This window comes from Noviherbaspirillum soli (assembly GCF_015352955.1).
GTDB lineage: Bacteria > Pseudomonadota > Gammaproteobacteria > Burkholderiales > Burkholderiaceae_D > Noviherbaspirillum_A > Noviherbaspirillum_A soli.
Genome location: NZ_JACYOX010000001.1, coordinates 364,584 through 385,653, shown reverse-complemented (window position 1 = coordinate 385,653; position 21,070 = coordinate 364,584). Strand labels below are relative to the sequence as shown.

The window sequence follows — 21,070 nt, the reverse complement described above, 5'->3', positions numbered from 1 at the left end:
GATGCTGACTGCGCCCCGGATTTTTACAGTTGCTTAAACAGTCGCGATCGGCGTCACGGGCGATCCCACTGCGCCCGGCAGTCGCAGCGGCGGGGCGGTCAGCATGAAGCGATGGCGGCCGTTGGCCTGCAGCCAGTCGGCCAGGTCCTTCAGGTACCACAGTTCACCCAGCGGTATGCCCAGCTTGAACAGGCAATGGTGGTGCAGCGGCAGGATGGACTTGCGGCCCGCCACCTCCGGCGCGGGATAGGCTTCCACCGCATAGTTGTCGGCGCAGATGGCGGCGATGCCGCTGTCGGTGATCCACTGCAGCAGCTTCTGGTCGCGGCCATTGAGCACCGGGCAGGTATGATGCAGCACCTGCGGGTCCGGCGTGCCGCCCATTTCCATCACCACCTCGGCAAAGCCGGTCCGCAGCACCAGAAAATCGCCGCGCTCTATGGTCACGCCGTCCTGCTGCATGACCGCGGCGATCTCGTCGAAGCCGATCAGCTTGCGCTCGCGGCCGAAATGCCGGGCAAGGTCCAGCAGCACGCCGCGGCCCTGCATGCCATGCACCGCCATGTTCTCGATGCCCAGAGCGTCCGCATGCGAGCTGTGCCCGCCGCCATCGCAGCCGCAGCCTTCCTGCATCTCGGTCGGACCCTTGACATCGTGACCGGCGCGATAGCCGTTGTAATACACCATTTCCTCGGCGCCGGCGCCATCCACGTCGAAACGCGCGCCGACGTGGGCCAGCGAATCCCACTGGGTGGAGTACTGCAGGCACAGCAGCACCTGGTCGTCGGAGACGACGTCGATGCTGTCGGCAACCAGACCATCCATGCCGTAGTTGAGCACCGGGGTGTCGCCACGCCATGTCGGCTGCAGTCGCGGCGGATTGCGCCTGGCATTGAGCGCATTGCCACCGGGCAGATCCAGCGGCAGCGACAGGCAGAAGCTGCGCCCCGCGCGGACTTCCGCCGCACCCTTCAATATCTGCTCGCTACCGATCAGGTTGACCCGGCCCAGCTGGTCGTCCTGGCCGAAGTCGCCCCAGTTGGCGCCCTCGGGTCGTTGTTTCCAGCGTGCTGGCGTCGTCATCATTCCACCTTCGCGCCGGAGTCCTTGACCACCTTGGACCATTTTGCGATCTCGGTCTTCTGGTAGGCGGCCAGTTCATCGGAGGTTGAACCCGACGGCTCAAGTCCGAGGTCCATCAGCTTCTTCGATACGTCCGGCATTTTCAGGATCTTGCTGACCTCGGCCTGCAGCTTGTCGACGATGGGGCGGGGCGTGTTGGCCGGCGCGAACAGCGCGAACCAGGAGACCGCTTCAAAGCCGGGCAGGCCCGATTCGGCAATGGTGGGAATGTCCGGCGCTGCCGGCGAGCGCTTGGCGCTGGTGACGCCCAGCGCCCGCAGCTTGCCCTCGCGGACCAGAGGCAGGCTGGATGGCATGTTGTCGAACATCATCGTGACCCGGCCGCCCAGCAGATCAGGAATCGCACTGGCGCGTCCCTTGTAAGGGATGTGCTGCATGTCGATGCCGGTCATGGTCTTGAACAGTTCGCCTGAGACATGGATCGAGGTGCCCGAACCGGACGAGGCAAAGGTCATCTTGCCTTCCTTCTTGCCCAGGTCGATGAATTCCTTGAGGTTCTTGGCCGGCACATTGTTATTGACGACCAGCATGTTCGGCGTGGAAGCCAGCAGGGTCACAGGCGTGAAGTCGCGCGTCATGTCATAGGGCATGTTCTGGTAGAGCGCGCCATTGATTGCATGGGTGCCCACCGTGCCTACGACAATGTTGTAGCCGTCCGGTGCGGCCTTGGCGACATAGTCGGCGCCGATGTTGCCGCCCGCGCCTGGCTTGTTCTCCACGATGACCGTCTGGCCCCAGGCGGTGCTGAGCTTGTCGCCGATCAGCCGGCCCAGGATGTCGGGCGCGCCGCCGCTGGTGAAGGTCACGATGATGTGAATCGGCTTGCTCGGGTAGTTGCTGGCGGACTGCGCGAAAGCAGGCTGTGCGGCGCACAAGGCGGCCGCAGCGATGGCCAGTGCCGGCATTAATTTTTTCAACATGGAGTCTCCTGTCGTTATGGGACGGTTCACTCTGGGGGAGGACCGGTGCTGGCATGGCGTCGGACAATTGCCGGTCGCTTGTGGTTTTGTTAGCATGCCATCGGTCCAAACCTACCATCCGTCCGCTGACCAGTCAACAAAAACGGAATGCTGTACCGCACAGCGAAACAATTGCCCGGTTTTTCGGCCGGGCTCAGTGAGCAGTGAGCCATCTGTTGAGCGCTGGTTTCAACGCAAAACTACCTTGAAGTTCCGCAATTTTCAACCAAAACTACCGCTCGTCGGTAATAAGTAAAAATTTTCCCTATTTTCGTTCTGCACTGCAAAATATTGGCTCATTTTTATTGACCTTAATTTACCAGTGATGATACGGTTCGACTGCGCTTAAAAAATAAAAACGAGCGTTCGCATTTTCGACAAGAAAGTGAGCAGTTCCCGGGTGGTTCGCCGCCGGTCAGAGCAAGCGTGATGCGTCTTGCAAGACGCATCGTGGAATATTAAGGAGACGAATCTTGGAGTTGATACTGGAGCAGATCCTCAACGGGCTTACGCTCGGCGGGGTATACAGTCTGGTCGCATTGGGCCTGACGCTGGTGTACGGCATCATGCATGTACCTAACTTTGCGCACGGCGCGTTCTACATGGTGGGCGCTTTTGCCGCCTTTTTCCTGATGTCGAACTGGGGCCTGAATTACTGGGTTGCGATGGCCGGCGCCGGCGTTGTGGTGGCAGCGATCGCGGTCATCTCGGAGCGCCTGGTGTTTCATCCGCTGCGCCACCATGAAGGCCTGCACCACATGATCGCCGCGATCGGCATCCTGCTGTTCCTGGAAGCCAGCGCGCAAGCCATGTTCGGCGCCGACTTCCGCCGCATGCAGACGCCTTATGCCGGCATCATCTCCATGGGCGGCGTGACCCTGCCGTCGCAGCGCCTGCTGATCATCGTCGCTGCCTTTGCGCTGATGCTGGCGCTGCATCTGTTCCTGCGCAAGACCACCACCGGGGCCACCATCATCGCGATGGCGCAGAACCGCGACGGCGCCGCATTGGTCGGCATCGACGCCAACCGGGTGGCGATGATGACCTTCGCCATCTCCGGCGTGCTGGCCGCCGTGGCCGCCGCGCTGTACGCGCCGATCAACCTGGTCTATCCGGCCATGGGCAACCTGGTGATCACCAAGGCCTTCGTCATCATCGTGCTGGGTGGCATGGGCAGCGTGCCGGGCGCCATCCTGGGCGGGCTCATCATCGGCTTTGCCGAATCCTTCGGCGCCTTCTACATCTCGACCGACTACAAGGACATCATCGCCTTCGTGCTGCTGGTGGTGGTGCTGTCGCTGCGTCCGCAAGGCCTGTTCACCACGGGGGCTCGCTGATCATGAAATTCATCGACGGAAAAATCGGCTGGCTGCTGCTGCTGGCTTTGGCGATTGCCTTTCCCTTCTTTGCGGCCGGCAACGACTATTACCTCACCGTGATGGCGACCGCCTATGTGTTTGCGATTGCCACCATCGGCCTGAACCTGATTACCGGCTACACCGGCCAGTTCAACCTGGCCCATAGCGGCTTCATGGCGGTTGGGGCGTACACCGTGGGCATCCTGACGGTGGACCACGGCTGGTCGTTCTGGCCGGCGTTTGCGCTGTCGGGCTTTGTCGCCTCCTTCATCGGCTTCTTCGTCGGCCTGGTGTCGCTGCGCCTTAAAGGGCACTTCTTCTCGATCTTCACGATGTGCGTGGGCTACATCATGTACCTGCTCATCGAAAAGTGGGAAGGACTGACCCACGGCACCGTGGGCATCATGGGCATTCCGGCGCCCACCGGCTTTGCCGGCATCGACTTCGAGGCGCCGCGCTCCCAGTATTACCTGGTGCTCTTCTTCCTGGCGCTGTCGGTCTGGGCCATGCACCGCATCGCCAACTCGCTGCTGGGCCGCACCTTCATGGCGATCCGCAACGGCGACGACCTGGCCGAGGCGCTGGGCATCAACCTGATGCGCAACAAGGTGCTGGCCTTCATGCTGTCGGTGTTCTACGCCGGCCTGGCGGGCGGCCTGTATGCCGGTTTCGTGCGCTTCCTTGGCCCCGGCATTGCCAGCGTCGAGCACACCTTCGACATGACCATGTACATGCTGGTGGGCGGCATCGGCACCCTGCTCGGACCGTTGCTGGGTTCGATCGCCGTGCCATGGCTGACCCAGTATCTGCAGTTCCTGCAGGATTACCGCTTCATCGTGTTCGGTCCCCTGCTGATCATCCTGGTGATTTTCGTGCCGCACGGCGTGGTCGGCTCCTACCTGGCATGGCGGGCGCGCAATGCATCCCGACTGGCCAGCGAAGCCGCGGCGAAACAGGCAAAGACACAGACACCGGCCGGCGGCGTGATCGGCCATGGCCAGCAGAAGGGGAGCTCGCATGCTTGAAATACAGAACCTCACCAAGCGTTTCGGCGGCCTGACCGCGGTCCATGATGTGAGCATCAATTTCGAACGCAACAAGATCAACGCGATCATCGGGCCCAACGGCGCCGGCAAGACCACGTTCTTCAACCTGATCTCGGGCGCGATCCCGCCGACATCCGGCAAGATCATCTTCGATGGCCAGGACGTGACCGGCCTGCGCGCCGACCAGGTGGCCAAGCTGGGCGTATCCCGCACCTTCCAGGCCACGAACCTGTTCGACCGGGCCACCGTGCTGGACAACCTGATCGTCGGCCACCGCCTGCGCACCCAGTCCGGCCTGATGGACGTGCTGCTGGGCACCCGGCGCCTGAAGGAAGAGGAGCGCATCTGCCGCATCAAGGCGCAGGAAGCGCTGGATTTCGTCGGCCTGTCCCATGTGTCGCACCGGGTGGCGGGCGACATCTCGCAGGAGGAACGCAAGCGCGTGGCATTTGCGTTGGCGCTGGCCACCGATCCGAAGATGCTGCTGCTGGACGAGCCGGCGGGCGGCGTCAATCCGGAAGAGACGGTGGGCATTGCCGAGCTGATCCAGAAGCTGGTCAAGCATGGCATGACGGTCTGCCTGATCGAGCACAAGATGGACATGATCATGAACCTGGCCGACAAGATCATGGTGCTGAACTATGGCGAGAAGATCGCGGAAGGAACGCCGGCGGAGATCCGCGCCAACCCGATCGTGATCGAAGCGTATCTGGGGAGTGAAAATGCTGCAGCTTGAAAACGTGTCGCTGAACTACGGCAGCTTCCGCGCACTGAACAACATCAACATCCACGCCAACGAGGGCGAACTGGTAGTGCTGCTGGGCGCCAACGGCGCCGGCAAGAGTTCGATCTTCCTGACCACCAGCGGCCTGCACCGCGCCGCCAGCGGCAGCATCCGCTTCGGCAAGACCGAGCTGGTCGGCATGAAGCCGTCCAACATCGTCGAGAAGGGCGTGGTGCAATGCCCGGAGGGCCGCAAGCTGTTCCCGGCGATGTCGGTGCTGAAGAACCTGACGCTGGGCGCCTATGTGCACCGGCGCGACGGCCGCGGCATCAAGAAGACGCTGGATGAAGTCTTCGAGATGTTCCCCATCCTGCATGAGAAGCGCGAGATGAACGCCGGCTCGCTGTCCGGCGGCCAGCAGCAGATGGTGGCCATCGGCCGGGCGCTGATGTCCCGTCCCAAGGCGCTGCTGCTGGACGAGCCTTCGCTGGGCCTGGCGCCGCTGGTGGTCAAGCAGATGTTCGAAGTCATTGAAAAGATCAACAAGGCCGGCACTACCGTGATGCTGGCCGAACAGAACGCCTATGCCGCGCTGCGCATTGCCAGCCGTGCATATGTGATCGAGGGCGGGCGCATCGTGATGGAAGGCAGCCGGGACGAGCTGCTCAACAACGAAGCGGTGCGCAAGGCCTATATCGGCGCCTGACGGGCGCTGATGTCTCAATGTCGTTGCAAGTGCAATTCCCATCCACAGAAGGAGACTCAATAATGCGTATCACAATGAAACCGGCTTATCTGGCCGTGGCAGTGGCCCTGGCATTCGGCGGCAACGCAATGGCACAGGAAGTGGTCAAGATCGGTTACTCCGGCCCGCTGTCCGGCGGCGCCGCGCTGTATGGCAAGAACGTGCTGATGGGCATGGAGATGGCCGCCAATGAAATCAATGCCAAGGGCCTGGAAGTCGGCGGCAAGAAATACAAGATCGAAATCGTGTCGCTCGACGACAAGTACAACCCCAGCGAAACCGCGATCAACGTGCAGCGCCTGATCCAGCAGCACAAGACTCCGGCGGTGCTGGTGCCGCACTCCGGCGGCATCTTTGCCGTGCAGGCATTCAACGAGAAGTCCAACACGCTGCTGCTGGCCTACACCAGCCTGCCGCAGGTGACCGAGCGCGGCAACAAGATGAGCGTGCGCATTCCGCCTGACTTCACGATCTATATCGATCCGTTCATCAAGGTCGAGATGAGCAAGTTCGGCAAGAACGTGGCGATTGCCAATGCCGACCACGACTATGCGAAGGCATGGACCGCCGCCTTCAAGCCGAAGTGGGAAGCGGCCGGCGGCAAGATCGTCGCCGAGAACCCGATGTCCTACAACAAGGCAACCGACTTCTACAGCGGCGTCTCCAAGGTCCTGCAGGGCAAGCCTGACGTGCTGTTCATCGGCGGCGCTTCGGAGCCGACCGCGCTGGTGGCCAAGCAGGCGCGCGATCTCGGCTTCAAGGGCGGCTTCCTGGTGCTGGACCAGGCCAAGCTGGACGAGATGGCCAAGGTGGTCGGCGGCTACGGCCCGCTGGAAGGCTCGGTCGGCGTGCTGCCGATGATTGCCGACCCGCGTCCGAACGCCAAGCTGTTCGTCAACAACTTCCACAAGCTCGATCCGAACCGCGACCCGAGCTCGGAAGTCAGCCTGAACTACACTGCGGTGCATGCCACTGCCGTGGCGATGAAGCTGGCCGGCACGGTCACCGACGGCGTGAAGATCCGCGCGCAGATGGACAAGGCATTCAAGACCCTGCCGCCGGAAAACAATCCGCAGGAGATCGAAGGCCTGGATGACAAGGGCGGCACCATCGCCAACGTTCTGATGGGCGTGGTGGAAGGCGGCAAGATCAAGGACACCAGCCTGCGCGCTGCCAACGCCGGTAAGTAATTGCCCCCACGGCAGGCGCCGCGATGACGGCGCCAACAAGGCTGCATCGGTCACACGGTGCAGCTTTTTTTTTGCATTGCAGACAGCTGCCTGCCCGAGGCAATGCGGGAAGGCGCGCGGCGCCCAGGACGTGCATGAAGCGATGCCGGCCAAGGTTTGCGCGTCTAATACCAACCCCAACCCATGACGTCCCATGAAACAGCGTCTTTTTCCGCCTGGCTGCGTTGGAATCGTCGTCAATAGCTGGGCTATTGACTCCTCACCCGCCTTGCCAGACGAAAAAATCCATCGGTTTCATCTGGGACGTCATGGGTTGGGATTGGTGTAACGCGTGTCGGCGCAAAGCGCCGGTCGTCATGCCGAGCGAAAATGGGGTTTTTGCCAACGCCCCTGCCGTCCTGTCAGATGTCTACCTACTCGTCCGTTTCCAGCCATGCCCGGCGCCGGCCGCTCCTGCAGCCCGGCCGCAACTGCTGGCGGCTGGCGCATGCCGGCCGGTTCGCACTGCTGATCGACGCCGACGCCTATTTCAGGGCGGTGCGGCAGGCCATGCTTGGCGCGCGCGACTGCATCATCATTCTGAGCTGGGATATCGACCGGCGCACGGTGATGGTGCCGGGCGGCGCCGGCGACGGCCATCCCGAAGCCCTAGGCGACTTCCTGCATGCGTTGCTGGAAGAAAGGCCGCAACTGCGCGTCTATGTGCTGAACTGGGATTTTGCGATGCTCTATGCGCTTGAGCGCGAGCTGCTGCCGGCTTATCGCACCAGCTGGCGCCGGCAGCGCCGCATGGCCTTTCAGATGGATGACAGGCATCCCGTCGGCGCGTCGCACCATCAGAAGATCGTGGTTGTGGACGACAAGGTCGGCTTTGTCGGCGGGCTCGACATCACCAAGTGCCGCTGGGACACGCAGGAACATGCCGGCAGCAACCCCTTGCGGGTGGACGCCGACGGCAAGCCTTACGGTCCGTTTCATGACGTGCAGGCGATGGTGGACGGCGAGGTCGCCGAGGCACTGGGCGAGCTGGCCAGGCAGCGCTGGAACAGGGCGACCGGCAACTGGCCCGTGGTGCATGGCCGAGGCGTCCATGATCCCTGGCCTGAAGACGTCACGCCCGACGTCACCGATGTCGACGTGGCGATATCCCGCACCGAGCCGGCATTTCAGGGCGCTCCCGGCGTGACCGAGGTGCGCGCGTTATACCTGGATGCCATTGCTTCGGCGCGACGCCACATGTTTTTCGAGAACCAGTATTTCACCTCCGACACCTTGTGCAAAGCGCTGGCGCAGCGCCTGTCATCCCCCGACGCGCCCGAGGTTGTCGTGGTATCGCCCCGAAACCAGAGCGGCTGGCTGGAGCAGGCCACGATGGGCGCGTTGCGTGCGCGCATACACCAGCGCCTCAGGGCCGCAGACGTCTGCGGTCGCTATCGCATGATGTGCCCCGAGGTGCCAGGCCTGGAGGACGGTTTCCTGAATGTGCACAGCAAGGTCTTTTCCATTGACGATGATCTGTTCTGCGTTGGTTCGGCCAACATGAGCAACCGCTCGATGGCCTTCGATACCGAGTGCAACCTCAGCCTGGAAGCGGCAGCCGGGGAACAGGGGGAGCGGGTCAGGGCAGCGATTGCCTGGATGCGCGGCCGGCTGCTGGGCGAGCACCTGGGCGCGTCGCCGGAAGCGGTGAGCGAGGCAATCCAGGCTGAAGGCAGTCTGTTGCGCGCCATCGAGCGGCTGGGCGGGCATCGCAGGCTTGTCGCCATCGATCCCGTGGTCACGCCCGAGATGGCGCTGCTTGCCATCGACAATGTGGTGTTCGACCCGGAACGCCCGATCACGCCCGATGAACTGGTCGCCGAATTCCTGCCCGAAGAGGCGCGTCAGCCGGTGTCGCGACGCCTGATCGGGCTGGGTGTGCTGGCGCTGCTGCTGGGCCTGCTTGCCCTGGCATGGCGCGCCACGCCGCTGGGCGATGCGATCAATCTCGCCAGTCTGGTGGCAGCGGCCAAGGCGCTGGATGCGATGCCGTTCACGCCGCTGATCGCGGTCGCCGCCTTCGCGCTGGCCGGGGCGATGATGGTGCCGGTGACGCTGCTCATCGCCGTGACCGGCGTCGTGTTCGGGCCCGCCTATGGCGCGCTGTACGCGATTGCCGGCTCCACGCTGAGCGCGGCGCTGAGCTATGGCCTGGGCTGGTGGGCTGGACGCGATGCCGTGCGCAGTCTGCTTGGCAACCGCATCAACCGGCTCAGCAAGCGCGTCGCCAGGCGCGGCATTCTGGCGGTGATGGTGATCAGGGTGCTCCCGGTGGCGCCTTTCGTCGTGATCAATGTGGTGGCTGGCGCGTCTCACATCAGCCTGCGCGACTTCCTGATCGGCACCGTGCTGGGCATGGCGCCTGGCATCGTTCTTACGGTGACCTTCGTCCATCATCTTGCCGAGGCCGCGCGCCGGCCCAGCCTCGGCGCTGTAGCCGTCGTGGCGCTGGTGGCGCTGCTGTTGATCGCCACGGCGCTGGGTTTGCAGAAACTGTTTGCCGCGCGGGAGGGCGCTTGGAAAAACTGACAAAAGACATGCATCAGGAAATGACGGACGTGATCGATCATGCCGGCTTCGCCGGCACGGAACCTGATCTCGATCCCTGGCCGCTGACGGTCGCGACCTACAACATCCATGCTGCGGTGGGCACCGATGGCCGCTATGCCCCGGAGCGGATCGCCGGCGTGCTGGGGGAAATCAATGCGGACGTGATCGCGCTGCAGGAAGTGCCGCTTGGCGGCGCCGGGCCCAATGTGCTGGACCTGCTGCAGCAGATGACCGGTTTTCATGCGGTCGAGGGGCCGGCCGAGGATACGCCGAAACGTCGCTACGGCAATGCCGTATTGAGCCGTTATCCGGTGGTGGCCACCAGAACCATCGACTTGTCGTTCGGCAGCAGGGAGCCGCGTGGCGCGCTCGATGCCGACCTGGATTGCCACGGGCATCCGCTGCGCATCATCGCCACCCATCTGGGACTGCGGCCAGCCGAACGCCGCCACCAGATCCGGTTGCTGCTGCAGGCATTCGACACCGACCGCATGCCGGTCATCCTGACAGGCGATCTGAATGAATGGTTTGTCTGGGGGCGGCCCCTGCGCTGGCTGACCTCGCATTTCGAGCCGGTGCCGGCGCCATGCACCTTTCCGTCGCGTCTGCCGATGTTTGCGCTGGACCGTCTGTGGATCAGTCCGCGCCACCGCCTGGTCGAGGTGCGGGTGCATGCAACGCCGCTGGCGCGGGTGGCGTCAGACCATCTTCCGCTGATCGCGCATATCGTGGGGTAGGGCGGAGCGCGTCAACAGCAGTCCGCTCTCATGCGGGTTGCTCGACTTCCCGCAATGCGCGTTCGATATCGGCCACGTCATCAGGCCGGACCAGGCGCGCCACTTCGCGCCCGTCTCGCAGGAACACAAGCGTGGGCCAGAGCTTGACCCGGAAGGAGCGGCCCAGGGCCTTGCCCTTGCCATCCTCGATCTTGATATGCCGGATACCGGGATGCCCGGCAAAGGCGCGCGCCAGGGGAGCCTGCGCTGCCATGCAGAAGCCGCACCAGGGCGCGCCGAATTCGATCACGGTGGCGCCGCCAAGCTGGTCGACTTCCTGGCGGGCGGGTTCGGGACTGGTATAAGTGCTGGTCATTGCCATCGCATCTTCTCTTTTCGCGGAAATGATGAGTAGACCATGGATCGGCCTGCATGGTTGCAGGCCCGCGGTGCAGAAGAAGATCAGACCTGCATGGTGGTCTGTGCGGGGACGGACGGGCTCGCATTGCGCCGGTCGTGTGCCTCGACCCTTTGCCTGACCCTTTCCCAGAATTTGTCATGAAAGGGCATCAGGATCACGTTGCAGATCGGCTCCAGCACGGCGGCGGCGCCACCCGCCACGAAGGAGCCGGTCAGGACGTAAAGGACACCGAAGGACACCGCCATATGCATTGCCACCTGGCTGATCGTTCTCGCAGCAGTCACCATGATTTCACCCTTTCATTGGTACGTATCGACAGGGTCAAATGATAATGATTCTCAGTTGATTAATCGAATTGATTAAACCAACCGGTTTGATAGAAGGCGTTGATGATGGTGGATGTCGCAGCCAGGCTGTGCGCTCAGCAGAAAATGGGACGGCGGTCGCCCATCAATGCGCGCAGTTCCTTGATGCTGATGTGCGTGATTTCATGCATGCGAATCAGGAGCGCCGGCCCCACCACCATCTTGCGGTGACGGATCTTGCTGATGATCGGTGGTGCGATTGCCAAAGCGCGGGACAAGGCTGCGTCATTCTTGACATTCAGATGCTCGGTGACGGTATCGAGCAGTGGGTTGGGGTCATAGGTGTTGAGCTTGGCCAGACTAGGTTGCTTCATGATTTCCGATCCGTTATTGAAGGCTGAGTGTGTTGCCGTATGCACACTGTTAAAACAGACCGTATTTATAGCGAAAATGTTCCTCTAGAGCAACTATTTTTAAATAAACATTGTTTCTTGCTGTAAATTTAGCCGCAGCGGGCGTTCAGGCGTCACGCAATACGGCGCCCGGCCAGGCGCCTGACTGGACGACATGGCGAACTTCCTGTCGCACTGTCTGCATCACATTCCAGATTGCCGATCCGCCCGGCCGGTTTTTGGCGGTGGCCAGGGCAACGTCGCGGGTGACGTCCGCGCCAACCAGCTGCGCAGCCTTCAAGGTTCCCTGCGCGACTTCCCCGGCGACTGCGGCAAGCGGCAGCAGCGTGTAGCCGCAGCCGTTCTGCACAAGGCGTTTGGTGACACTGATCGAAGCGTCACATTCCATGGCCACATGAAGGGAAATTCCGCTCCGGCTGGCAAGCGACTCGGCGAGATGGCGCAATCCGTGCGGTGCGCTGGGCAGGATGAGAGGCACGTCGCCAAGCCGGCGTACGGGAAACTCGCTGTCCACGTCGGTCTGGGTCGCCGGCACGATCAAGTGCAGCTGTTCCTGGAGCAGGATGTCGATCTTCAGGCCGCTTGCCTGCAATGGCACATAAATCACCGCAACGTCCACGGTACCAGTGGACAGCCAGGAAAGGATATTGGCGTTGAGTCCTTCGGCAAAGCGCAACCGGGTGCGGGGAAACTGCTCACGCAATGCAGAGCCAACCGGCCCGAATATCGTACGTGCGATGGTCGGCTGCGCACCGACGACAAGTTCAGCCGGCCCCTGGTCCGAATAGGCATGGATGGCGCGCCGTGCTTCCTCGACGCTTTCGGTGACCCGCCTGGCGTGTTCCAGCAAAAGGCGGCCAGCATCAGTGAGAATGACGCCACGCCCGCTGCGATGGAAGAGGCGAGAACAGGTTGTCGCTTCAAGTCGAAGCATCTGCCTGCTGACAGTGGATTGGTCGCTGCCGAGTTCCAGCGCCGCGCGGGAAATGCTCCCGCAATTCGCCACCCGCGCGAAACACTCCAGATCATCCGAATTCATGGCATGCACATGAGCAGTAGGGCTGTATCACGTTGAGGCGCGCAAGCGCCAGAGGGTAATTACATGAAAGGCAACAAAATGCCTGGCGAGGCCGATTACCGCAATAAAGATTGCAAAAAATCCAAAACCGGACATTGACTGGCAGCGATGGGAAACTAAAATAAGTCCGGCCCGTTGCACTCGCGCGACCGCTAAGTCAAATAGTTTGAGCATCAATTGTGTGTGCGGTTCCGCACAGACGGTGGAAATTGCTTGATTTATATTGACGCGTCGACAAATGTTGCTTAATTGCAGTTCCCGTTTTTCCTTTCCTTTACAAAAAGACGATCATGCAGACGCAAAGAAACGAAGATTCCTGGGACTTTCCCGCTTCCACGCCGACGCGCCCGGACTGGCATACCGCCCGTTTCGTGAAGCAGGGAATCCGTATGCAGCAGTTGCACGGCACCGGCTACGCAGCCAACTTTCTCAAGAACCGGCGAGTCGACATCGACGTTGCCTTGCGAGTACTGCTTCAACCCTCCCGACGCAGGAATTACGACGGGCGCTAGGCGTCTCTGCGGCCCAAGGATTTGGTCCGAATCCCGCGAAAAACGAGCGCGATCCGGTCGTGGCGACAAGCCCAGGGTGGTTGCCTGGTTGCAGGCGGTGACGCCAAATCGCATCGTTCCCTCGCGCGTTGCAACCGACTATCCTTCTGCCGTGCAGAATCCCCGGCCTCCTTGGTTTGCGCCTGAAACCTGACTCTAGGAAAGGTCCGGTTGCCAAGCGTATTCCTGCAAGTCATCCAGCGCAATGAGGTCGAGCACCCGGCTGTTGGTGCTTTCCAGCACCACGCGCGGCGCCACCCCTGCCTGCCATGCCTCTTTCCAGCGAAGCGCACATAGACACCATTGGTCGCCGGGTCTCAGGCCAGCAAAGCCCCATTCGGGGCGCGGCGTGCTCAGGTCATTGCCCCTGGCATGGCTGAACGCCAGGAAATCGGCTGTCATGATTGCGCACACCACATGCGTACCTGTGTCTTCTTCGCTGGTGCGGCAGCAGCCGTCCCTGAAGTAACCCGTCAGCGGGTTGAACGAGCAAGGCACGAGGGGCTCATTAAAAACGTTTCTCCCTCTCTCCGTTCCGGCATTGTGCATCTTCTCTCCTTGGCTCAAGCGCTGAAGCATGCCACCGCCAAAGGCGATACGCAATCATTGCTATGTTGGTTGCCGCACAGATATTCGAAGATCGCTTCGAGTAGGCTAGCAATACGGCTGCTCTGCCAGTGCGGCAGCCTCTTGCCGGAATCAACAATAAATGAGCGGACCTCGGCAAGCCGCCTGCAGTGGAGCGCCTTGAAGGGAGGGCAATATGCATATTGCAGAAGAACGAGAACAGTTTTCAGGGCGGCTCAAGAGCGCATTGCGCCGGGCGCGCCATGCGCCGGACAGTCCGACCGTGCTGGCGCGGCACTTTAATGAAATCTATCCGGGGCGTCCGATTACTGTGCACGCTGCACGTAAATGGCTGGTCGCCCAGGCGATACCCACACAGGACAAACTGCGTGCCCTGGCGAGCTGGCTTGATGTGCCTGCAGACTGGCTCCGCTTCGGTACCGTGGCCGAGTCATCCCATGTTGCGTCATCTGATCAGTGCAGCGAGGTAACTGTCTTGCTGGCGCGAATGACGCGTGATGAAGTGTCGCTGGTTGAGGACCTGCACTTGCTGGAACATGACGAGCGGCACATCGTGCGTGAAATGATATTGCTTTTCCTTAAACGGCAGGATAAGGCAAGGGTGACATTCACAGTAAGCGCCTGAACGGCGCTGGCGCATGGCGGGGAGGCAAGACGATGTGTTGCTACCCGGCCGTATAGCAGTTACCATCCGCCCATTACATCCATCCACCGCACCGCTACGTGAAGGAGACATTCATGTACCGCACGATTCTGGTTGCTTATAACGGAAGTCCTGAAAGCCGCTATGCATTGCATGAATGCATCAAGCTTGCCCCCGGGCCTGAAGCGCAGGTGCACCTGGTGGTGGTTGTCACGCCGCCTCCCTACCTTTTGGTGGGCGAATATGCCGCCGCGGCGGTATTGAGCGTCGAGGAAGGCCTGGTGGCGGAGAAGCAAAAGATGGAACAGGAGATAGCGGAGGGGCATGCCCTTCTCGCCGCAGCCGGTCTGCGGGTCGTTGACCATCTTGAAGTCGGCGAGCCAGCCGACATTATCCAGGCGCTCTCGAATGAACTTAACGCCGACCTGATCATTGTCGGCCACGCCAGGCACAAGGCCTTCGCATTGCGCTGGTGGCGCGGCTCCATCGATGCGGTCCTGCTGGAAAAAATCCGCTGCAGTCTGCTGGTAGCGGCTGGCCCGCGACCGTAACGAGACGTCAGCTCAGACCCCGAGGCGAACGTCCATGCTGGCCGATCGCTGCACGCATTGACACGAGCGCAGCCAGCAGCAAATGAGTAAGGCAACGGTAAAGACCTTTGATTGCACGCATGCGATCTAGTTGTCATAAATGTAATCTTCTTTGCCGAGTTCTTGTTTTTCAGTAATTCGCTGTGCATCCAGGAGGACGTCATGATCGAAGCACATCCCGACCACGAACCGCATCCGTCCGCCGCTGCCGGCAACACGCCGCGCAGTGCCAGCGGGCTGATGGCGCTGCAGCCCAAGGGAAGCTGCTGGTATTGCGACCAGCCGGTGGACAGCGTGCGGCGTTTTTGCAGTAGCAACTGCCGGGATGATTACCTGGAAGAAGAGGCGGAGTTCGGCGACGGTAACTAAAGCCTTTTATGAACCTCAGGACAGGGGCTGGAAGTCGCCATCATCGGCGATCTGCGGCGGTGCGGCGACTCGCCGTAATGCGTTACTGTCTCGTCGCCGCGCCTTGCATCTGGCCGGTGATTAAAGCTCCCAGCGCCTCTTCGGGGCCCATAACAGTGTCTTGGCACTGGGCAGTCCGCGTGCGCGTCCACACGGGGCGAGACAACTTGCGTGATCGGTCGCCGAACAGACGCTTGCGATATATCAAAATGGCAATGTTCTTCGTGGCCAGAATGCAAATACCAAACCAACCAAGAGCGAGACGAAATGAGCACAGAGCACAACGCCGACACGGTGAAGTATGACCCGGACAATCTGCTGGCTTCCATTATCGGCAGATTAAAGCTCAAGAACGATGCTGCCCTATCACGCGCGCTGGAAGTCGCACCGCCCGTGATCAGCAAGATCCGGCATCGCCGGCTTCCGGTGGGCGCCTCTTTGCTGATTCGCATGCATGAAGTCACCGACCTCAGCATTGCTGAACTGCGGAGCCTCATGGGCGACCGGCGCAACAAGTTCCGTATCAGCGACAAGCAGTTCAAGCCTCGCCAGATGTAGGGCTTGGCGTTAAAGGAAGTCCGCGCCATTAAAGCGTCCGTTGCCGTCAAGGCGCGGACGCTTTTGCTTTATTAATTTATTTTTGTCGGCGCGCAAGGAGCTGGCCATCGGTCGGCGTAATCTGGCTTTGTGATCTTCCTGTGCAGCTTGCAGGCAGCGACTTAACCCGTGGTGCATTGCGCCGCGGGTTTTTTTTGCCCATGAAATGGGATACTCCGGCTGGAAATGATTACACAGAGTAAATTCCCGGAGAGCTCACATGTATAAAAGTTCTGTCATCGCAATCAGCGCATTCCTTCTTTCTTCCTGCGCATCCCTGAGCCCGGAGCAATGCAAGAACGCTGACTGGCGTCAGATAGGTTACACGGATGGCGCCAACGGGGAGCCCTCCGCCAGATTGCAGCAGCATGCAAGCGCCTGCGCCAAGGCCGATGTCAAACCCGATCTGGAGGCTTACCTGTCGGGCCGGATGGAAGGCCTGCTCAGCTACTGCCAGCCGGAAAACGGTTTCGAGGTTGGTCGGCGCGGCCGGCCGGACAGTGTCGGCGATTGCCCGCCCCACTTGCGGGCTCCTTTTCTTGACCAGTATCGGCAGGGCAGGGAGATCAATGGACTCGAAAGCCAGGTGCAGAATCTTCGCAACATGCTGCAGAACGACCAGAACGAGGCGCGCCGGAACGACAGGCGGATGGACGATATCCGCAACGAACTGCGGCGCCCCAATCTTTCGCCGGAACGGCGCACCACGCTGCTCAATGAAATCGAGCGGCTGTTGGACCGCAGACAGGACGCCGGCCGACGGCAACTGGCCATCCAACGCGATCTCGATATCGCGGAAGACAGGCTGCGGTTCAGGCTGCGGGAAATGCGGCGCTGACCGGCGCTTGGTCAATTAGACTTCAAGCGCAATAGGCGGTAGACTTCTCGCCTTTTCGCAAGGCCCCTGCCATGTCTTCCATTCCCGATCTGCCTAGCGACGATGCCGTACCGGCAACGCGCAACGCATCCGGCGAGCTGATCGCCCGCGAAGTTGCCCGCCGTCGCACCTTCGGCATCATTTCCCACCCGGACGCCGGCAAGACGACACTGACCGAGAAACTGCTGCTGTTTTCGGGCGCGATTCAGCTTGCGGGCACGGTCAAGGCGCGCAAGAGCGGACGCCATGCGACATCGGACTGGATGGAGATCGAAAAGCAGCGCGGCATTTCAGTGGCCAGTTCGGTGATGCAGTTCGAGTACCGCGATCATGTGGTCAATCTGCTGGATACGCCGGGCCACCAGGACTTTTCCGAGGATACCTACCGCGTCCTGACGGCGGTCGACTCGGCGCTGATGGTGATCGACGCCGCCAAGGGCGTGGAAGCGCAGACGATCAAGCTGCTCAATGTCTGCCGGATGCGCAATACGCCCATCATCACCTTCATGAACAAGATGGACCGCGAGACACGCGATCCACTCGAGCTGCTGGATGAACTGGAATCGGTTCTCGACATTCAGTGTGCGCCGATTACCTGGCCTATCGGCATGGGCAAGACCTTCCGCGGCGTGTATCACCTGCTGCGCGATGAAATCATGCTGTTTGCGCCGGGCAGCGAAAAGGCGGACCAGACCTTCGAAGTCATCAAGGGCATAGACAATCCGCGGCTGGAGCAGATGTTCCCGCTGGAAATCGAACAGTTGAAGATGGAAGTCGAACTGGTGCACGGCGCATCGCATCCTTTCGATCTGGACGCTTTCCTGTCCGGCAAGCAGACGCCGGTATTCTTTGGCTCGGCGATCAACAATTTTGGCGTGAGGGAAATATTGAACGCGCTGCTGGACTGGGCGCAGCCGCCGCGCGAGCGCGATGCCACGGTGCGTTCGGTGTCGCCGACGGAAACGCCGTTTTCCGGCTTTGTCTTCAAGATCCAGGCCAATATGGACCCGGCGCATCGCGACCGGATCGCTTTCCTGCGGGTCTGCTCGGGGCGCTTCGAGCGCGGCATGAAGATCAAGCACCTGCGCCTGAACCGCGACATCAAGCTTTCCAGCGTGGTGACCTTCATGGCTTCGTCGCGCGAGCAGGTGGAGGAGGCCTATGCCGGCGATATCATCGGCCTGCCCAATCACGGCAACATGCAGATCGGCGACAGCTTTTCCGAAGGCGAACTGCTGCAATTCACGGGCATTCCCTACTTTGCGCCGGATTTCTTCCGCTCGGTGCGCATACGCAACCCGCTGAAGGTCAAGCAATTGCACAAGGGTCTGCAGCAGCTGGGCGAGGAGGGCGCCGTGCAGGTGTTCAAGCCGGTCAACAGCGGCGACCTGATCCTCGGCGCGGTGGGCGTGCTGCAGTTCGAGGTGGTTGCCAGCCGGCTGATGAACGAGTATGGCGTCGATGCGGTATTCGAAGGAACCAGCATCAGCAGCGCGCGCTGGATTTCATGCGATGACAAGAGGGTGCTGGCGGACTTCGAGAAATCGGCGGCCGGCCACAACATTGCCTACGATGCCGCCGGCAACATGGCCTATCTGGCCACTTCGGGCGTCAACTTGCGCCTGACGCAGGAACGCTGGCCGAAAATCACTTTCCATGCCACGCGGGAGCATTCGGTAAAGGTCGGCTGACCACCGGCAGCCGGAAGAATCGCAGCGTTTTTCGTGGAATCCGGCAGCGCCGGCAGGTCAGGCGCTGCAGTGTCGGCTTATGTGATTTTCCAGCGGAAGGGCAGGAAGCCCGCGTAACCGGATCGGCCGCTGCAGCGGTTCCGGCCATCACGCCGGGCTCGTCAGGCGCCTGTCCATGGCAGGCCGGCCTTGCACCAGCCGCCCACTGTCTTGCGGTGGCCCTCGGCGTCCTTGTCGCCCTCGAAACCTTCCAGGATATCGAAAGCGTTCTTGTATCCCTGCTCGGTGGCCAGCTTGGCTGCGTGGCGGGAACGTACGCCTGAACGGCAGAGGAAAAGCAGAATGTCTTCTTTCCCGGCCTGTTGCGCCAGTTGGGTGCTGAATTCCGGATTCGGACTTGCGCCCGGATAGAGATTCCATTGGACCGCAGCCTGTTTGTCATTCGGGATGTTGACCCTGCCGACCCAGTCACGCTCGGCATTGGTGCGCACGTCGATCAGTTTGGCATGCGGAGCCGATTGCAGCAGTTCATAGGCTTCCTGCGGCGTCACCGCGCCGGCGTAAGGCAGTTGTCCCATAGTGGCACGGTCGCGCGCCGTGCTGAGGATGTCGTCGGCGGTTTTCATCGCGTACTCCCGGTTTAAAAGCGCGCATTATAACGCCGCGAAAACTAGCCAATATTTTCGCACCAAAAAGAGGCGTTTCAGGCCGCTCAAAAAGGAGAATGCGCCATAATGGTGCTATGGTCTCGTCGATCGCCCAATATCGGTGCATTGGCTTGGATTGTACGGTTTGCGCACTTCTTACGACCTGATTTTTCCCTTGTAAACCAGCGAGATTAGCGCGTAACGGATTCATTGGCTTTGATCAATTCGGTGGCATGGAATCTGCTATCATTCCGGCCTGAGTTCGGTCGTATCCCAGGCAATCGTCCCAAACCGGCGCGTGTTCCCCGGCTGACCAACCACTATCAATTTGCTCAATTTAGGAGATTCGCATGGCAATGACGGCCGCAGAGGTCTTGAAAATGGTGAAAGACAACGAAGTCAAATTCGTTGATTTCCGCTTCGCAGATACCCGGGGCAAGGAACAGCACGTCACCGTTCCCGTGTCTCACTTCGATATGGACAAGTTCGAATCTGGCCATGCATTCGACGGTTCCTCCATCGCTGGCTGGAAGGGCATTGAAGCATCGGACATGATCCTGATGCCGGACCCGAACACCGCCAACATCGACCCGTTCATGGAAGAGACCACGCTGTTCATGCAGTGCGACGTGATCGAACCTTCCGACGGCAAGGGCTACGACCGCGATCCGCGTTCCATCGCCAAGCGCGCTGAGGCCTACCTGAAGTCCTCCGGCCTGGGCGACACCGCCTACTTCGGTCCGGAACCAGAATTCTTCATCTTCGACAGCGTGCAGTGGAAAGTCGACATGTCCGGCTGCTCCGTGAAGATCGATTCCGAAGAAGCTTCCTGGTCCACCAACGAGAAGTTCGAAGGCGGCAACACCGGCCATCGTCCTACCGTCAAGGGCGGCTACTTCCCGGTTCCGCCGGTCGACAGCTTCCAGGACATGCGCTCGGAAATGTGCCTGATCCTCGAGTCGCTGGGCATCCCGGTTGAAGTGCACCACCACGAAGTGGCCGGCGCCGGCCAGAACGAGATCGGCACCAAGTTCTCCACCCTGGTGGAGCGCGCCGACTGGACCCAGAACATGAAATACGTGATCTGGAACGTCGCCCACACCTACGGCAAGACCGCCACCTTCATGCCCAAGCCTGTCGTTGGCGACAACGGTTCCGGCATGCATGTGCACCAGTCCGTCTGGAAAGATGGCAAGAACCTGTTCGCAGGCGACGGCTATGCCGGCCTGTCCGAGTTTGCGCTGTTCTACATCGGCGGCATCATCAAGCACGCCAAGGCGCTGAATGCGATCACCAACCCGGGCACCAACTCCTACAAGCGCCTGGTTCCCGGCTTTGAAGCACCTGTGAAGCTGGCTTACTCGGCACGCAACCGCTCGGCTTCGATCCGCATTCCGCACGTGTCGAATCCGAAAGGCCGTCGTATCGAGACCCGCTTCCCGGATCCTTCGTCCAACCCGTACCTGTGCTTCGCCGCGCTGCTGATGGCCGGCCTGGACGGCGTGCAGAACAAGATCCACCCAGGCGAAGCTGCCTCGAAGGACCTCTACCACCTGCCGCCGGAAGAAGACAAGCTGATCCCGACCGTCTGCTCCTCGCTCGACGAGGCGCTGGAAGCCCTGGACAAGGATCGCGAGTTCCTGACCCGTGGCGGCGTGTTCAGCGACGCAATGATCGACGCTTACATCGAGCTGAAAATGACGGAAGTCCAGCGCTTCCGCATGACCACGCACCCGATCGAGTTCGACATGTACTACTCGCTGTAATCGGTCACGCACGACCGGATGCACG

The 21,070-nt window shown here is 61.0% G+C and carries 23 protein-coding genes; 15 read left to right on the top strand and 8 right to left on the bottom strand.

Annotation, left to right across the window (positions count from 1 at the left end; all coding sequences use genetic code 11):
* Positions 1-33: 33 nt before the first annotated feature.
* Together IGW04_RS01665 and IGW04_RS01660 are read right to left on the bottom strand one after the other, a co-directional pair.
* Positions 34-1,083, bottom strand: coding sequence for a cyclase family protein (locus IGW04_RS01665; protein ID WP_194711393.1), 1,050 nt, complete (start codon positions 1,081-1,083; stop codon positions 34-36).
* Positions 1,083-2,063, bottom strand: coding sequence for a Bug family tripartite tricarboxylate transporter substrate binding protein (locus tag IGW04_RS01660; RefSeq protein ID WP_228526742.1), 981 nt, complete (start codon positions 2,061-2,063; stop codon positions 1,083-1,085). The genes IGW04_RS01665 and IGW04_RS01660 overlap by 1 nt, the downstream gene beginning before the upstream one ends.
* A 512-nt stretch (positions 2,064-2,575) precedes the next feature.
* On the opposite strand from IGW04_RS01660, the gene IGW04_RS01655 reads away from it, so the two are divergent.
* The 7 genes from IGW04_RS01655 to IGW04_RS01625 all read left to right on the top strand — a co-directional run bounded on the left by IGW04_RS01655 (position 2,576) and on the right by IGW04_RS01625 (position 10,491).
* On the top strand, positions 2,576-3,439 hold the full coding sequence (locus tag IGW04_RS01655) for a branched-chain amino acid ABC transporter permease (protein ID WP_194711266.1): 864 nt from the start codon (positions 2,576-2,578) through the stop codon (positions 3,437-3,439).
* A 2-nt stretch (positions 3,440-3,441) separates the two neighbouring features.
* Complete coding sequence (locus IGW04_RS01650) at positions 3,442-4,485, top strand: branched-chain amino acid ABC transporter permease (protein WP_194711265.1); 1,044 nt, start codon at positions 3,442-3,444, stop codon at positions 4,483-4,485.
* On the top strand, positions 4,478-5,242 hold the full coding sequence (locus IGW04_RS01645; RefSeq protein WP_194711264.1) for an ABC transporter ATP-binding protein: 765 nt from the start codon (positions 4,478-4,480) through the stop codon (positions 5,240-5,242). Before IGW04_RS01650 ends, IGW04_RS01645 begins: the two co-directional genes overlap by 8 nt.
* Positions 5,229-5,936 carry an ABC transporter ATP-binding protein gene (locus IGW04_RS01640; RefSeq protein ID WP_194711263.1) on the top strand — a complete coding sequence of 236 codons (708 nt, stop codon included), beginning with the start codon at positions 5,229-5,231 and terminating at the stop codon, positions 5,934-5,936. Before IGW04_RS01645 ends, IGW04_RS01640 begins: the two co-directional genes overlap by 14 nt.
* A gap of 62 nt (positions 5,937-5,998) precedes the next feature.
* Complete coding sequence (locus IGW04_RS01635; RefSeq protein WP_194711262.1) at positions 5,999-7,165, top strand: ABC transporter substrate-binding protein; 1,167 nt, start codon at positions 5,999-6,001, stop codon at positions 7,163-7,165.
* A gap of 405 nt (positions 7,166-7,570) precedes the next feature.
* Complete coding sequence (locus IGW04_RS01630) at positions 7,571-9,733, top strand: VTT domain-containing protein (RefSeq protein ID WP_194711261.1); 2,163 nt, start codon at positions 7,571-7,573, stop codon at positions 9,731-9,733.
* Between the two features lie 20 nt (positions 9,734-9,753).
* Positions 9,754-10,491 (top strand): endonuclease/exonuclease/phosphatase family protein, encoded by a 738-nt coding sequence (locus IGW04_RS01625; protein WP_194711391.1) that lies wholly within the window; start codon positions 9,754-9,756, stop codon positions 10,489-10,491.
* Between the two features lie 28 nt (positions 10,492-10,519).
* Here IGW04_RS01625 and IGW04_RS01620 read toward each other — a convergent pair whose 3' ends face one another.
* The 4 genes from IGW04_RS01620 to IGW04_RS01605 form a co-directional block, all read right to left on the bottom strand.
* Positions 10,520-10,852: a thioredoxin family protein gene (locus tag IGW04_RS01620; RefSeq protein ID WP_194711260.1), complete on the bottom strand. Its 333-nt coding sequence runs from the start codon at positions 10,850-10,852 to the stop codon at positions 10,520-10,522.
* 80 nt (positions 10,853-10,932) lie between these two features.
* Complete coding sequence (locus tag IGW04_RS01615; RefSeq protein WP_194711259.1) at positions 10,933-11,178, bottom strand: DUF2061 domain-containing protein; 246 nt, start codon at positions 11,176-11,178, stop codon at positions 10,933-10,935.
* A 134-nt stretch (positions 11,179-11,312) separates the two neighbouring features.
* Complete coding sequence (locus IGW04_RS01610; protein WP_194711258.1) at positions 11,313-11,570, bottom strand: hypothetical protein; 258 nt, start codon at positions 11,568-11,570, stop codon at positions 11,313-11,315.
* 145 nt (positions 11,571-11,715) lie between these two features.
* Positions 11,716-12,648: a LysR family transcriptional regulator gene (locus IGW04_RS01605; RefSeq protein ID WP_194711257.1), complete on the bottom strand. Its 933-nt coding sequence runs from the start codon at positions 12,646-12,648 to the stop codon at positions 11,716-11,718.
* Positions 12,649-12,977: 329 nt separating this feature from the next.
* Between IGW04_RS01605 and IGW04_RS01600 the strand changes: the two genes are divergently transcribed.
* Positions 12,978-13,199, top strand: coding sequence for a hypothetical protein (locus IGW04_RS01600; protein WP_194711256.1), 222 nt, complete (start codon positions 12,978-12,980; stop codon positions 13,197-13,199).
* A gap of 195 nt (positions 13,200-13,394) precedes the next feature.
* Here the strand turns inward: IGW04_RS01600 and IGW04_RS01595 are convergent, their stop codons facing one another.
* Positions 13,395-13,817 carry a DUF2237 family protein gene (locus tag IGW04_RS01595; RefSeq protein WP_407672014.1) on the bottom strand — a complete coding sequence of 141 codons (423 nt, stop codon included), beginning with the start codon at positions 13,815-13,817 and terminating at the stop codon, positions 13,395-13,397.
* Between the two features lie 184 nt (positions 13,818-14,001).
* Here IGW04_RS01595 and IGW04_RS01590 point away from each other — a divergent pair, with 184 nt between their 5' ends.
* The 6 genes from IGW04_RS01590 (at position 14,002) to IGW04_RS01565 (ending at position 18,632) form a co-directional block, all read left to right on the top strand.
* Entirely contained in the window at positions 14,002-14,451 is a 450-nt protein-coding gene (locus tag IGW04_RS01590; RefSeq protein ID WP_228526741.1) for a hypothetical protein, read from the top strand.
* 113 nt (positions 14,452-14,564) lie between these two features.
* Positions 14,565-15,020 carry a universal stress protein gene (locus tag IGW04_RS01585; RefSeq protein WP_194711255.1) on the top strand — a complete coding sequence of 152 codons (456 nt, stop codon included), beginning with the start codon at positions 14,565-14,567 and terminating at the stop codon, positions 15,018-15,020.
* 201 nt (positions 15,021-15,221) lie between these two features.
* Positions 15,222-15,428 carry a hypothetical protein gene (locus IGW04_RS01580; protein ID WP_194711254.1) on the top strand — a complete coding sequence of 69 codons (207 nt, stop codon included), beginning with the start codon at positions 15,222-15,224 and terminating at the stop codon, positions 15,426-15,428.
* A gap of 306 nt (positions 15,429-15,734) precedes the next feature.
* Positions 15,735-16,025, top strand: coding sequence for a hypothetical protein (locus tag IGW04_RS01575; RefSeq protein ID WP_194711253.1), 291 nt, complete (start codon positions 15,735-15,737; stop codon positions 16,023-16,025).
* Between the two features lie 259 nt (positions 16,026-16,284).
* The gene (locus tag IGW04_RS01570; protein ID WP_194711252.1) at positions 16,285-16,902 is read left to right on the top strand and encodes a DUF2799 domain-containing protein; all 618 of its coding nucleotides are present in this window, start codon (positions 16,285-16,287) and stop codon (positions 16,900-16,902) included.
* A gap of 71 nt (positions 16,903-16,973) precedes the next feature.
* A complete protein-coding gene (locus tag IGW04_RS01565; RefSeq protein WP_194711251.1) occupies positions 16,974-18,632 on the top strand; it encodes a peptide chain release factor 3 in 1,659 nt (552 codons plus the stop codon).
* A 161-nt stretch (positions 18,633-18,793) separates the two neighbouring features.
* On the opposite strand, the gene IGW04_RS01560 is transcribed toward IGW04_RS01565, so the two are convergent.
* A complete protein-coding gene (locus tag IGW04_RS01560) occupies positions 18,794-19,258 on the bottom strand; it encodes a rhodanese-like domain-containing protein (protein WP_194711250.1) in 465 nt (154 codons plus the stop codon).
* A 371-nt stretch (positions 19,259-19,629) separates the two neighbouring features.
* Between IGW04_RS01560 and glnA the strand changes: the two genes are divergently transcribed.
* Complete coding sequence (gene glnA, locus IGW04_RS01555; RefSeq protein ID WP_194711249.1) at positions 19,630-21,045, top strand: type I glutamate--ammonia ligase; 1,416 nt, start codon at positions 19,630-19,632, stop codon at positions 21,043-21,045.
* The last annotated feature ends 25 nt before the right edge of the window (positions 21,046-21,070 follow it).